Origin of the sequence: Pseudoclavibacter sp. RFBJ3 (assembly GCF_002931375.1) — a bacterium.
In the GTDB taxonomy this organism is placed as follows: domain Bacteria; phylum Actinomycetota; class Actinomycetes; order Actinomycetales; family Microbacteriaceae; genus Pseudoclavibacter.
On record NZ_PSXZ01000001.1, the window covers coordinates 380,262 to 392,932 of the forward strand.

The 12,671-nt window shown below is 69.0% G+C and carries 11 protein-coding genes and 3 tRNA genes; 7 read left to right on the forward strand and 7 right to left on the reverse strand.

All coding sequences use genetic code 11. The features are described from left to right. Positions 1–19 precede the first annotated feature (19 nt). A complete protein-coding gene (locus C5E07_RS01775) occupies positions 20–556 on the reverse strand; it encodes an NINE protein (RefSeq protein ID WP_104298187.1) in 537 nt (178 codons plus the stop codon). A gap of 104 nt (positions 557–660) precedes the next feature. Next, a complete protein-coding gene (locus C5E07_RS01780) occupies positions 661–1,581 on the reverse strand; it encodes a DUF368 domain-containing protein (protein ID WP_104298188.1) in 921 nt (306 codons plus the stop codon). A 222-nt stretch (positions 1,582–1,803) separates the two neighbouring features. Between C5E07_RS01780 and C5E07_RS01785 the strand changes: the two genes are divergently transcribed. Beyond that, the gene (locus C5E07_RS01785) at positions 1,804–3,486 is read left to right on the forward strand and encodes a molybdopterin-dependent oxidoreductase (RefSeq protein ID WP_104298189.1); all 1,683 of its coding nucleotides are present in this window, start codon (positions 1,804–1,806) and stop codon (positions 3,484–3,486) included. A 143-nt stretch (positions 3,487–3,629) separates the two neighbouring features. Further along, entirely contained in the window at positions 3,630–4,259 is a 630-nt protein-coding gene (locus C5E07_RS01790) for a hypothetical protein (RefSeq protein ID WP_146080466.1), read from the forward strand. Positions 4,260–4,296: 37 nt separating this feature from the next. Here the strand turns inward: C5E07_RS01790 and C5E07_RS01795 are convergent. The 3 genes from C5E07_RS01795 to C5E07_RS01805 all read right to left on the reverse strand — a co-directional run bounded on the left by C5E07_RS01795 (position 4,297) and on the right by C5E07_RS01805 (position 4,690). Next, a tRNA-Phe gene (locus C5E07_RS01795) sits at positions 4,297–4,369 on the reverse strand. A gap of 79 nt (positions 4,370–4,448) precedes the next feature. Beyond that, positions 4,449–4,525, reverse strand: a tRNA-Asp gene (locus C5E07_RS01800). A gap of 92 nt (positions 4,526–4,617) precedes the next feature. Further along, positions 4,618–4,690: transfer RNA gene (locus C5E07_RS01805), tRNA-Glu, on the reverse strand. A 360-nt stretch (positions 4,691–5,050) separates the two neighbouring features. Here C5E07_RS01805 and C5E07_RS01810 point away from each other — a divergent pair. Beyond that, entirely contained in the window at positions 5,051–6,835 is a 1,785-nt protein-coding gene (locus tag C5E07_RS01810) for a peptidoglycan DD-metalloendopeptidase family protein (protein WP_104240266.1), read from the forward strand. A gap of 524 nt (positions 6,836–7,359) precedes the next feature. On the opposite strand, the gene ppa is transcribed toward C5E07_RS01810, so the two are convergent. Further along, positions 7,360–7,848, reverse strand: coding sequence for an inorganic diphosphatase (ppa, locus tag C5E07_RS01815; protein WP_104240267.1), 489 nt, complete (start codon positions 7,846–7,848; stop codon positions 7,360–7,362). Positions 7,849–8,084: 236 nt separating this feature from the next. Between ppa and C5E07_RS01820 the strand changes: the two genes are divergently transcribed. The 4 genes from C5E07_RS01820 (at position 8,085) to ftsH (ending at position 12,219) form a co-directional block, all read left to right on the forward strand. Then, entirely contained in the window at positions 8,085–8,345 is a 261-nt protein-coding gene (locus tag C5E07_RS01820; protein WP_104240337.1) for a PLDc N-terminal domain-containing protein, read from the forward strand. 95 nt (positions 8,346–8,440) lie between these two features. Continuing rightward, complete coding sequence (gene tilS, locus C5E07_RS01825; protein WP_104298190.1) at positions 8,441–9,469, forward strand: tRNA lysidine(34) synthetase TilS; 1,029 nt, start codon at positions 8,441–8,443, stop codon at positions 9,467–9,469. A gap of 61 nt (positions 9,470–9,530) precedes the next feature. Continuing rightward, positions 9,531–10,088 carry a hypoxanthine phosphoribosyltransferase gene (gene hpt / locus C5E07_RS01830; protein WP_104240269.1) on the forward strand — a complete coding sequence of 186 codons (558 nt, stop codon included), beginning with the start codon at positions 9,531–9,533 and terminating at the stop codon, positions 10,086–10,088. A 154-nt stretch (positions 10,089–10,242) separates the two neighbouring features. Continuing rightward, complete coding sequence (gene ftsH / locus C5E07_RS01835; RefSeq protein WP_104240270.1) at positions 10,243–12,219, forward strand: ATP-dependent zinc metalloprotease FtsH; 1,977 nt, start codon at positions 10,243–10,245, stop codon at positions 12,217–12,219. 124 nt (positions 12,220–12,343) lie between these two features. Here the strand turns inward: ftsH and C5E07_RS01840 are convergent, their stop codons facing one another. Next, complete coding sequence (locus C5E07_RS01840) at positions 12,344–12,550, reverse strand: hypothetical protein (RefSeq protein ID WP_104298191.1); 207 nt, start codon at positions 12,548–12,550, stop codon at positions 12,344–12,346. Between the last annotated feature and the right edge of the window lie 121 nt (positions 12,551–12,671).

Below are 12,671 nucleotides of genomic sequence, written 5' to 3' on the forward strand. Positions count from 1 at the left end.
GACCGGCGCCGGACGTGCGCTAGTACTGACCCGGGTACGATCTGCCGCCGCCGGCCGGACCGTAGCCCTGGTTCGCCGCGTACGCGCCTGCCCCGGCGAGGCGAGCGTTGGCTTCGCGCACGAACTGCGGGATGAGGAAGAGCTCGACGATGACCCAGATCGCGACGCCGAACATGAGCAGGAGCCCGATGCCGAGCCACGAGGTGGCGATTCCGACGAGGTACAGGACGAGCTGCGTGATGGCGATGCCGGTGCGCCCCAGATAGAAGTTGTGGATGCCGAGCCCGCCGAGGAAGATCGCGAGCACGTAGGTGATGCCGACCTCCTTGCCTCCGCTGACCACGACGGTCTGCTGGTAGAGCATGGGAGCCCCGGTTGCCTGCGACTGCGCTGGCGCGTACTGGCCCCACTGCGCGCCGTCCCAGTAGCGCTGTCGTCCTGTCGGGTCGGGGTACCAGCCGGCGGCGGGGGAGGATGGTGCGCCGTTCGCCTGCGACGATCGCGATTGGCCGTCGTCGGGCTGCGAGGCGTACGGGTCCGTTGGAACGAGGCTCATCGGGCACTTCCCTGCTGTCGAGTGGATGCGCGTCTCATGCTACCGAGCACCTCCGACATCGCGCGGGCTGGCCTGTGAAATCGCGCCCGGACGCCCGGCGCGAGCTACGCGTGCGCTTCGGGAGCGCGACGGAGCGCGCGGCGCACGAGCAGGCCCTCGGCGATGAGGAGGGCGGCGACGATCGCGGCACCGAGGAGGAACCAGAGCACGGGGCCGACGACGTCCCCGGAAGCCCAGAGCAGTTCGCGGTCCTCGGTCTGCCAGGGCCAGAGGGCGCGGAGCGAGCCCGCCATGAGGCCCGTCATGAGGGCCAGCGTCACGCGGCGGTGCTTGGAGAGCAGCCACAGCAGCACCTGGACGAAGAGGGCGAGGCCCGTGATGGCGCCGACGGCGAAGATGGCGACGTACCCGAGGTCGAGCGAGTTGAGGGCCCGCAGCGTCGGCTCGTACATGCCGGTCGTGACGAGCACGAAGGAGCCGGAGACACCGGGCAGGACCAGCGCGCAGACGGCGACGGCGGCGGAGACGAAGATGGCGAGCGCGGAGGGGTCGGCGTCGTTGGCCGAGGGGAGCCCCGTGAGCACGAAGCTCAGGACCGCGGCGGGCACCGCGATGGCGTAGTCCCGCAGCTGCCAGCGGGCGCCGAGCATGCGTGCGGGGACGATGAGGGAGACGGCGATGAGTCCCGCGAAGAGCGCCCGCGAGGGGATGGGGTGCGCCTCGATGAGCGGGGCGACGAGGCGAGCCCCGACGACGATCGCGACGAGCATCCCGATGCCGATCGGGAGCACCATGCCCCACCTCACCTGCGCGAAGTGCTCGCGAGCCCGGTTCAGGCCTCGTCGGCGCAGCGTGTCGGCGACGGCGCGGACGACACCCCGCACGAGGTGGCCGGCCGAATCGATGAGGGTCTCGTAGACGCCGATCAGCAGCGCGATGGTTCCACCGCTCACGCCGGGGATGATCTCGGTCACGCCGATGAGCGCGCCCCGAAGCAGATTGGCGAGGACGTTGAGCGCTGACAAACCGGCCCTTCTCGGGCGCCGGGGTCGGAACGGCGCCGGATGCACGTGCGCCGGGTGACGCGGCGCAAAGCCCCCAGTCTGCCAGGCGCGGTGGGTGACCGCACCCGAGCCGGTCTCGTGCAGGCGGCCCCTGGGGCCCGCCTCTGGTCACTATTCACAGGGGATGCACACCATCCGCCCACACTCAGCCCGGCCGGGTTTCGCGCGCGTAGCGTGTCCGCCATGTCCCTCGAAACCAGTCCCGAACAGGTGAGAACGCGCCGTCGTCGCCTCCGCGAGTCCGTTCCGGCGGGCCTCGCCGGGATCGGCGCGGCGGCCCTCGGCGTCGGCCTCGGAGAGCTCACGGCTGCGTTCCTGCAGACCACCGCGAGCCCCATCGTCGCGGTGGGCGCGCTGCTCATCGACCTCGCCCCGCCGTGGGCGAAGGACACCGCGATCGCCCTGTTCGGAACCGCGGACAAGATCGCGCTGATCGCGCTCGTCGCGGTGGTGCTCGTCCTCCTCGCCGCGGTCGCCGGGGTGCTCGAGTTGCGGCGCCCGCCGTGGGGTCGGGTCGTCCTCGGACTCATCGCCGCCATCGGCGCCGTCGCTGTCGCCACCCGCACTCCCTTCTCTCCGCTCGACACGGTGCCTCCGCTGCTCGCGATGGTCGTCGCCGTGCTGACGCTGCAGTTCCTCGCCAAGACCCTCGACGGTGCTGAGCAGCGCGCGCGTCAGCGGTCCCGCGAGGCGGCCGTCGCGGCGACGCGGAGCTCCGCGGTCGGAGCGACGGGCCGTGCCGCCGCGTCCGACTGGGATGAAGACCTCGACGTTCGCGGGGACACGACGCCCGCCGGAGTCGATCGCCGCCGCTTCCTGATCTACACCGGTGCCTCCGTCATCGTCGGTGCCATCGCCGCGGCATCCGGTGCCGCACTCTCTGCCGGGACCCGCGCCGTCACGGCGGTGCGTGAGGCGATCGCGCTGCCGCAGGCGGCCGTGCGCGCCGCGGCGGTTCCCGCCGGAGCCCAGTTCGAGATCCCCGGTCTCCCACCGGTCGTCACGCCCAACGAGGACTTCTACCGCATCGACACCGCGCTGAGCGTGCCGCTCGTGAACCCGGAGGGCTGGTCGCTGCGCATCCACGGCCTCGTCGACAACGAGGTCACGATCACCTGGGACGAGCTCCTCGCCCTGCCGCTCGAAGAGAGCATCACGACCCTCATGTGCGTGTCGAACGAGGTCGGCGGCGGCCTCATCGGCAACGCCCTCTGGCTCGGCTACCCGCTGCGCGAGCTGCTGAAGCGCGCTAGACCACAGGCCGACGCCGACATGGTGCTCTCGAAGTCCGTCGACGGCTGGACGGCGAGCACCCCCATCGGCGCTCTCACCGACGACCGCAACGCGATCCTCGCGGTCGGCATGAACGGCGAGACCCTGCCAGCCGAACACGGATTCCCCGTGCGGATGGTCGTGCCAGGCCTCTACGGGTACGTCTCGGCGACGAAGTGGGTCGTCGACCTCGAGGTGACGCGCTTCGACCGCGTCAACGCGTACTGGACCGACCGCGGCTGGAGCGCGGAGGGCCCGATCAAGATCGGCTCCCGCATCGACGTGCCAAGCGGCGGCAGCCTCAACGCGGGCCCCACGACGATCGCCGGCTTCGCGTGGCAGCAGCACACCGGCATCGAAGCGGTGGAGGTGCAGATCGATGACGGCGAGTGGATGCCGACGGAGCTCGCGGCCCCCATCTCGGACGACACGTGGCTGCAGTGGAAGCTCGACTGGGATGCCCCGGCGGGCGAGCACTCCGTGAAGGTCCGCGCCACGTCGAGCGACGGCGAGGTGCAGACGGATGCGCGCGCCAACGTCGTCCCAGACGGCGCGACCGGCCACCACGAGATCACGGTCAACGTCACGGCCTGACGCGTCGCTGTTCTCCTGCCCCTGCTTCCGTCCCCACCCGCACGGAAGTGAGCGAGACGCACCCTCGTCTCGCGAAGAACCTGCATCTGGCTGACGGATGTGCTGCAGCGGGCCGTTGACGGCACCCCGCTAGCCTGATCGGGATGCCCCCACATTCCGCTCAAGCGCGCCCCCGTCCGTCGACCGTCCGGGATCTGCCGCGTGCCGCGTGGATCTCGGCCCGCGCGTCCACGCCGAACCTCCCGTTGGCGGTGCTGTCGGTGCCGATCTACGCGTTCTCGATCCTGCCGATGACCCTGCGGGGTGGCCTCTACCTCGACAGGACGCGCACGGGAACCGTGCTGTTCGAGCGCCGGAGGCCCATCCTCGACGGGTTTGTCGTCGCGCTCGTGACGATCGCGGCGTTCGTGCTCTGGGTGGCCTGCATCCTGGTCTTCGACGCCACGACCGTGCTGCTGCTCGGCTTCTCCGTCTACGCCGTGCTGCTCGCGGGTGCCGTGATCGCGCTGGTGCAGCCGGGTGGGACGACGCTGTCGGCGTCCGGTCCTGAGACCCCGAAAGGGGATCGGTGGATGGTCGCGGCCCTCGCGCAGCATCCTGGCACGCGGCTGACGGCAGTCATGCTCGCGAGGCGCCTCATCGAGCACGCGCCTGCCGGTTCCGTGCTGGTCGCGGCGGCGGCGACGGATGCACTGCTCGAGCGCTACGTGCGGGCCGGCTTCACCGCGGGGCGGGCGCGGCGCGTCTACCGCCTGGCGCCTGCGCAGACATAAAGAAACCCCGCCATGTAGAAGCTAGGCGGGGTTTCAGTGGCTCCGACGGGCGTCGATCCCGTGACCTCACGATTTTCAGTCGTGCGCTCTACCAACTGAGCTACAGAGCCGGAGGCCGAGGCCTCGTGGCGACGCACTGATGTTCGTCACCGTTGCAAATTGCCCTCTTCGAGAAGAGGGCAAGATGCTTGGCGACCCTGACGGGACTTGAACCCGCGACCTCCGCCGTGACAGGGCGGCGCGCTAACCAACTGCGCTACAGGGCCTTACTGTGGTGTCTCAGCCGGGGCTGATTCATCCGTATTCGATTGCGACAGTTCAATGTACAGCATCTCAGCACCTGGTGTTGTCACGACCGTGACCCCAACGGGATTCGAACCCGTGTTAACGCCGTGAAAGGGCGCCGTCCTAGGCCGCTAAACGATGGGGCCGAGTGCTTGTAGCTGACTTGACTACCGAGAGAAAAGCATAGGGGCGTTTTTCCTTCGCGGCAAATCGGGTGCCGCATCGGTGCCTCTTCGGCGTGTCGTGGAGTGCTCAGGTGGTGGCGAGCGCAGGCTTCGTCGTGACCGGATGTTCCCCGAGATGCGCGGAATCCCGGTGCAGACGGCGACCCGGTACGTGATTTGTCACCCGGGTCTCTGTGACGCGCTAGGCAGATGTTGACAAACTTGTTACTGTTTCTCGTGTTGTTGGTGTGAAACGAGTGGCTGCAGTGGTAGATGCGGTCTCGCGTTGCCGCAGAGGCGTCCGCCTCGTTCCGCACCCAAGATTCATCACGAGGAGAGCGCATGCCCGCCACCAGGAGCCCGAAGCCCCTGCGACTTCGCAACCGCTGGCGCACACCGCTCGTCGGTGCGGCATCCGCAGCAGTCCTCGCCGCGTTTGCGCTCGCAGCCGGCCCAGCTTTCGCTGCCGATGACGGCTACGCGACCTGGGAGGACGTCGTCGCCGCAGAGGGCAACGTCGACCGCCAGGAAGCGCTCATCAGCGAGATCGAGCAGCAGATCGCAGACCTCGACGCGAAGGTCACCGCAGCCGCCGCGCAGGCGAAGACCGCAGGCGAAGAGCACGGCAAGGCGCAGACCGCGTCGAGCGAGAAGTTCGCCGAGGTCACCATCCTGCAGGACCAGGCCGATGCTGCCGAAGAGAAGGCATCGACCTCTCGTGAGAAGGCGGGCCAGCTCGCCGCCGCCATGAGTACGCGAGGCGCGGGCGACCCCAAGCTGGCGCTCTTCCTCAACCCCGGCGACGCCGACACGCTCCTCTACCAGCTCGGCACCATCAGCAAGCTCTCCGAGCAGACCGACGGCATCTACAACCAGGCCGTGACCGAGAAGAACACAGCGGACGTGCTCGGAACGCAGGCGACCACCGCGCACGACGAGTTGGCGAAGCTCGAGTCCGAGGCGAAGACGAAGTTCGACACGGCGCAGGCCGAGCAGGTCGTCCTCCAGAACGAGAAGTACCTCGCTGACAGCAAGAAGGCCGACCTCCAGGCCATGCTCGCTCCGCTCAAGGAGAAGCGCGATGTCACCGCCACCGACTACGCGGCCGGTGAGAAGCTGCGTCAGGAGCAGGTCGCGCAGACCAACCGCGAGCGTGCCGAGGCGGCCGCCGCGTACCAGGAAGAGGCCTACGCGCAGGCCGTCGCCGAGGCTGAGGCCGCCGGCGTGCAGGCCCCGCCGAAGCCGGACATCTCCAGCGAGGCTCCGGCAGTGAACGCGCCGCTCGCGCCTGCCGACCCGACCGACACCTCCGTCGCGCCCGAGACGCTGCGCCCGCCGCAGCAGGTCACGCCCCCGCGCCAGCCATCGACCCCGCCGACGGCGACGGCCGACCCGACTGCTCCGGTCACGCCCCAGCAGCCGACCACGCCCGCCGAGTCCCCGGCCCCGGCACCGAGCCAGGAACCGGTCACCCCGCAGCCGACGACGGCACCGGAGCCGACAGCTGCACCGGAACCCTCGACCCCCGCTGAGCCACAGCCGACGGCAGCGCCCACGGCGGCTCCCGAGCCGGAGCCCACGAAGCCCGACATCGAGATACTCCCGGAAGAGCCGCAGAAGCCTGACGTCGAGCTCGAGCCGGAACCCGAGCCGGAGCCGGAGGTCGTCCCACCGACGACGCCCGAGACCCCGAACGGTGTCCTCGCCGGCTACTACGGCCCGATCAGCAGTGGCGTCGTCACCGATGAGTACGGCATGCGCCTGCACCCGATCTTCGGCACCTACCGCATGCACAACGGCCTCGACCTCGGGGTCAACGGCGGCACGTGCGGCGCCCCGCTCTACGCGGTGCACAGCGGCACGATCACGTACGCCGGCTACAACGGCGGCTTCGGCAACCACGTCGTGCTCGACTTCGGCAACGGCACCGAGGTCTCCTACTCGCACATCATGGACGGCGGCATCAACGTCTACGTCGGCCAGACCGTGAACGCGGGAGACGTGCTCGCCTACGCCGGCACCACCGGTTCGTCCACCGGCTGCCACCTGCACTTCGAGCTGAAGTACTGGGGCACGCTGATGGACCCGAAGCCGTGGCTCGCCTCGGCAGGCATCTACTACTACTGATCCGCACGGACGTCAGCTGACGTCAGCGCGCACGAGAGGGCGGCTCCTCGCTTCGGCGGGGGCCGCCCTTCTGCGTGCTTGCGAGCCTTCTGTGCCCGCCGCCGCCCCGCCGCCGCCCGTGCCGGCCGCTGTCCGCTGCTCTTCCTGCCCGCCGCTGGCAGCCGCTGCGTCGTGTCGGTCGCTGGCCGCCGTTGTCCCCGCCCGCCGCCGCTGTCCACTTGCGTGACGGTTCGGGCATCGGCGCGCTCTGAGGGTCCCTGCGGCTGGTTTCGTCACGGAAGCTGGACAGCGACGGGATCGGCCGCACCGGGCGCTGACCAACATGAGTGCAGATTGGGGCTGATTCAAGCGGATCGACGCCGCGAGCCCCAGATCTGCACTCATGTTGGTCACGCGCAGCGCCAAGTCCCCGCAGCGCCGAGTCCGCGCACGACCAAGTCCGCGCACGACGAAGCCCCGCAGCCACTTCTGCAGTGGATGCGGGGCTTCGTCAGCCGGTCACCGGTCTGGCCGGTGAGCTGCGCCTACTCGGCGGGCTTGTACTGCGCGATGGAGCGCTCGATGATCGCCTCGGCGGCGGCGGCGTCGCCCCACGCCTCGACCTTGACCCACTTGCCGGGCTCGAGGTCCTTGTAGTGCTCGAAGAAGTGCTTGAGCTGGTCCTTGGTGGAGTCGTCGACGTCGCCGAGGTCCTGGATCTTCGCCCAGCGGGGGTCCTTCGCCGGCACGCAGAGGATCTTGTCGTCTCCGCCGGCCTCGTCGGCCATGTTGAGGACGCCGACGGGGCGCACCTTGAGTCCGACACCCGGGAAGAGCGGGTACTCGAGCAGCACGAGTGCGTCGAGGGGGTCGCCGTCGTCGGCGAGGGTGTGCTCGAAGTAGCCGTAGTCGACGGGGTACACGAACGGAGTGAAGAGCACGCGGTCGAGGAAGACGCGGCCGGTCTCGTGGTCGACCTCGTACTTGTTGTGGCTTCCGCGCGGGATTTCGATGACGACGTCGTAGCTGCCCATGGCGCTCCTTCGTTGCGCCTGGTGGCGCTCATTCTGTGTGGCTTGTCGGCGGGCCCGGTGTGGCGCTGCTCGCCGCACGAAACCGTTGGTTTCGTTCGGCTTCAGGGTAGTGGATGCGCCTCGCTCGGGGCTGCGGATGCGCGGTTCGCGTCGCGCGGTTCGGCGTCGGGCGCGGCGGGGGTGCTGTGTGACCCCGGAATGATCGCCGGGCGCACGGTCGTGGCATGCTGGTCTCCATGGTTGATCTCAAGGAAGCGCTGCACGTCGATCCGTTCATCCCGCTCCGGGAGGGGACTGGCCAGGCGCTTCCGCACGCGTTGACGCTGGGGACGGCGTTGGCGGCTGGTGTGCAGTTCACGCTGCTCGGGGCCGCGCTGCTGAGCCTGCTGCGCCGCAAGCCGAGCCAGGTGCGGGGTTCGCGACTCGCGTGGGGCGCGTTCTCGCTGGTGAACTTCGTGGGTCCCATCTCCTACTTCCTCTTCGGTCGCAAGCGTTGAGCCGTCTGCCCGTTTCCGGGGCTCGCGGGTTCGTCCTTCTGGGATGTTCCGGCTTCGAGCGTGACGGTTCGCGCGGGCGCGTTTAGGCTGTACCTGTGTCAGATCGCCCTCGCCTCACTCCAGCTGTTGCCGACCTTCGTCGAGCCGTCCGTGGTTCTCTCCTCGGGCGCGTGCAGAAGGGCGACCGCATTCTCGTCGCGCTGAGTGGTGGTCCGGACTCGCTGGCGCTCGCTGCCGCGACGGCGTTCGAGGCGAAGCGCCTCGAGGTCGAGGCTGGCGCGGTCATCATCGACCACGATCTGCAGGAGGGTTCTGCGCGGGTCGCGGAGCGCGCCGCAGAGCAGGCAGCCGAGCTCGGGCTCGCCCCGGTGAGCGTCGTGCGTGTGAGCGTGGAAGACGTCGGAGCCGGTCCCGAGGCATCTGCCCGGGTGGCCCGCTACGAGGCGATCGAGGCGGTGCGCGTCGAGACGGGTGCGCCGTGGGTCCTCCTTGGGCACACACTGGACGACCAGGCGGAGACGGTCCTGCTTGGCCTGGCTCGCGGCTCCGGAGCGAAGAGCCTGCACGGCATGGCGCCGGTCACTGGCGCTCTGCTGCGGCCGCTGCTCGGCGTCCACCGCGCGGTGACGGTGCAGGCGTGCGAAGACCAGGGGCTCTCGCCGTGGATCGACCCGCACAACAGCGACCCCGCGTACACGCGTGTGCGCGTTCGCGACACGGTCCTCCCGCTGCTCGAGAAGGAGCTCGGCCCCGGCATCTCGGAGGCGCTCGCTCGCACGGCGACGACGCTCCGCGAGGATTCTGAGACGCTGGATGCGCTTGCGCTCGAGTGGGCGCACGAGATCGTCAACACCGATGCGGACGGCCGCATCTCCCTCGATGTCGGCGGCATCGTCGCGCAGCCTCCGGCGCTGCGTCAGCGCATCTGCCGCATCGTCGCCGAGCAGGGCTTCGGCGTCTCGCTCACTCGTGGGCACACGATGGCGGTCACGGCGCTGGCGACGGAGTGGCGCGGGCAGGGCCCCGTCGATCTGCCTGGCATCCGGGTCGAGCGCGAGAAGGGTCGCATCCTGTTCGGGGCGACGGCCTCCGCGCACGACGACCACCTCGACGAGACCGCCTAGCTTCACCCGTTTCGCACACCGCGCTCGCTTCGTCGAGCGCTGAACCACCCAGGGAGCCAGGATGCGCGCTACTGATATTCCGAACGACGTCCGCGAGGTCCTCATCACGGAGGAGGAGATCCAGGCGAAGCTCGCCGAGATCGCCCGCCGTATCGAGAGCGACTACGCCGAGTGCGAGCCGCTGCTCATCGGTGTGCTGAAGGGCGCGGTCATGGTCGTGTCCGACCTGTCGCGGGAGCTGACGATTCCGCTGAAGATGGACTGGATGGCGGTGAGCTCGTACGGTTCCGGCACGGAGTCGAGCGGTGTGGTGCGCATCCTCAAGGACCTCGACACGGACCTCACGGGTCGCCACGTGCTCATCGTCGAGGACATCATCGACTCGGGGCTGACGCTGTCGTGGCTCAAGCAGAACCTGGAGTCGCGGGGCCCCGCCTCGGTCGAGATCTGCACGCTGCTGCGCAAGCCCGAGCGGCTCAAGTCGGATGTCCCCGTGCGCTACGTCGGCTTCGACGTGCCGAACGAGTTCGTGGTGGGCTACGGCCTCGACTACGACGAGCAGTACCGGCACCTGCGCGACATCATCGTGCTCCAGCCGCACGTGTACGGCGGCGAGTAGGCGCGCACGCTCGAGCGGATGCGCCGCGCGCCTGCAGCGAACACTGGACGCCGGTGTCGGGGGCCGCGGGTACCATGACTTTCGATTGAGCGCCCTGGTGCGCTGGCGAAGAACCGGCTGAAAGGCACCGAGCACGCCACTCGAGTCTCGACTTATGAAGCAAGTTACCAAGATTTTCAAGAGCCCGATCTTCATCGTGGTGCTCGCCGTGCTGGTCATCGGCCTGGGCTTCAGTCTCATCAACGGCAGCGGCACCCGCGAGGTGACGACGCAGCAGGGCCTTCAGCTTCTCCAGGAGAAGAAGGCCGACAAGGTCGTCATCGTGAACGGCGACAACCGCGTCGACATGGAGCTCGCGCAGGCCGACCCCGAGTACGGCCAGAACGTGCAGTTCTACTTCGTGGATGCGCGCGCCGACGATGTCGTTTCGGCGGTCGACTCGGCTGCTCCCGCTGGCGGCTACGACGACGACGTGCCTCAGCCGAGCTGGCTGCTCTCGGCGGTGAGCATCCTGTTCCCGCTGCTGCTCATCGGCTTCTTCATCTGGATCCTCTTCGCCGGCGGCCTCGGTGGCGGCGGCGGTCGTGGGGTCATGCAGTTCGGCAAGTCGAAGGCGAAGCTGGTCTCGAAGGAGAGCCCGCAGGTCACGTTCGACGACGTCGCTGGCGCGAACGAGGCGCTGGAGGAGCTGCAGGAGATCAAGGAGTTCCTCAAGGAGCCGGCCAAGTTCCAGGCTGTGGGCGCTCGCATCCCGAAGGGCGTGCTGCTGTACGGCCCTCCGGGAACGGGCAAGACGCTGCTGGCCCGTGCGGTCGCCGGTGAGGCTGGCGTGCCGTTCTACTCGATCTCCGGTTCGGACTTCGTCGAGATGTTCGTGGGTGTCGGCGCGAGCCGAGTCCGTGACCTCTTCGAGCAGGCGAAGCAGAACTCGCCCGCCATCATCTTCGTCGACGAGATCGACGCGGTCGGACGCCACCGTGGTGTGGGGATCGGCGGCGGCAACGACGAGCGAGAGCAGACGCTGAACCAGCTCCTCGTGGAGATGGACGGCTTCGATGGGTCGACGAACGTCATCCTCATCGCCGCGACGAACCGCCCCGATGTGCTCGACCCGGCCCTGCTCCGTCCTGGTCGCTTCGACCGGCAGATCGGCGTGGACGCCCCCGACCTCGACGGACGCGCCCGCATCCTCGGCGTGCATGCCAAGGGCAAGCCGCTCTCGCAGGACGTCGACCTCCGTGTCATCGCCCGAAAGACGCCCGGCTTCACGGGTGCAGACCTCGCCAACGTGCTGAACGAGGCGGCCCTGCTCACGGCTCGCTCCAACGCGCAGATCATCGACAACGAGGCGCTGGATGAGGCGGTCGACCGTGTCATCGCCGGCCCGCAGCGTCGCAGCCGCGTCATGAACGACCAGGAGCGCCTCATCACGGCGTACCACGAGGGTGGGCACGCGCTTGCTGCCGCGGCGATGCGCCACACCGACCCGGTGACGAAGATCACGATCCTCCCGCGTGGTCGCGCGCTCGGCTACACGATGGTGCTCCCACTGGAAGACAAGTACTCGGTCACCCGCAACGAGCTCCTCGACCAGCTGTCGTACGCGATGGGCGGACGCGTTGCGGAGGAGATCGTCTTCCACGACCCCACGACGGGCGCGTCGAACGACATCGAGAAGGCCACGAAGACGGCGCGCAAGATGGTCACGGAGTACGGCATGACCGCATCCGTCGGCTCGGTGAAGCTCGGAGAGTCGTCGGCCGAGACGGTGTACGGCCAGCAGGCGGGAGCCGGGCGCAACTACTCGGAGTCGGTTGCGGAGACCGTCGACCGCGAGGTGCGCCTGCTCATCGAGCAGGCCCACGACGAGGCGTGGAAGGTCATCAACGACAACCGCGACATTCTCGACCAGCTGGCGGCGGAGCTGCTCGAGAAGGAGACGCTCGACCACATCCGCCTCGACGAGATCTTCAAGCCCGTTCGGAAGCTCCCGGAGCGCCCGCAGTGGCTGTCGAGCCCCGACCGTCCCGTGAGCGCGCTGCCGCCGGTGCCGCTCAAGCCGCACATCCCGGTCGACCAGATGGACCCGATCGAACATGCGCAGGATGGCGGAGCCGAGCTCGGCTTCTAGGCCCCACGACACGCCGCACGCCGCACGGTGAGCGTACGCCACGCGAGAGGAATGCAGGCTCCCAGATCTGGGAGCCTGCATTCCTCGTCAGCGGGTGGGTCTCACGCGCTGCGTGGGTCGCGGCTCAGCCGGTGCCGCCTCTCGCCTTCTTGAGGGCGGAGACGGTCACGCCGATGCTGACGGCCGCGAGGGGCACGATGAGGATGGCCATCTGCAGCAGGTTCCATCCGAGCGCGAGGAAGAGCGCGGTCGCGCCGACGGTGACGACCCACAGTGCGATGGCGAGTGGGGTGGATGCGAAGCTCCGGAAGCCGGGCCGGTCGCCGGTCATGGTGACTCCTCTGCTCGTCGGTCCTTCGACCCTCTCGAGATCCACCGGGTCTTGTCAAGCTGGCGGCGTCTCGCACAGGGACCGCTGAGTGCGACGCGCGCGGCGAGGCCGGGGGTGCGCG

Coding starts and splice junctions, on each gene's coding strand:
- C5E07_RS01775 (WP_104298187.1), bottom strand. CDS start 556: ATGAGCCTCGTTCCAACGGACCCGTACGCCTCGCAGCCCGACGACGGC.
- C5E07_RS01785 (WP_104298189.1), top strand. CDS start 1,804: ATGTCCCTCGAAACCAGTCCCGAACAGGTGAGAACGCGCCGTCGTCGC.
- C5E07_RS01790 (WP_146080466.1), top strand. CDS start 3,630: ATGCCCCCACATTCCGCTCAAGCGCGCCCCCGTCCGTCGACCGTCCGG.
- C5E07_RS01810 (WP_104240266.1), top strand. CDS start 5,051: ATGCCCGCCACCAGGAGCCCGAAGCCCCTGCGACTTCGCAACCGCTGG.
- ppa (WP_104240267.1), bottom strand. CDS start 7,848: ATGGGCAGCTACGACGTCGTCATCGAAATCCCGCGCGGAAGCCACAAC.
- C5E07_RS01820 (WP_104240337.1), top strand. CDS start 8,085: ATGGTTGATCTCAAGGAAGCGCTGCACGTCGATCCGTTCATCCCGCTC.
- hpt (WP_104240269.1), top strand. CDS start 9,531: ATGCGCGCTACTGATATTCCGAACGACGTCCGCGAGGTCCTCATCACG.
- ftsH (WP_104240270.1), top strand. CDS start 10,243: ATGAAGCAAGTTACCAAGATTTTCAAGAGCCCGATCTTCATCGTGGTG.
- C5E07_RS01840 (WP_104298191.1), bottom strand. CDS start 12,550: ATGACCGGCGACCGGCCCGGCTTCCGGAGCTTCGCATCCACCCCACTC.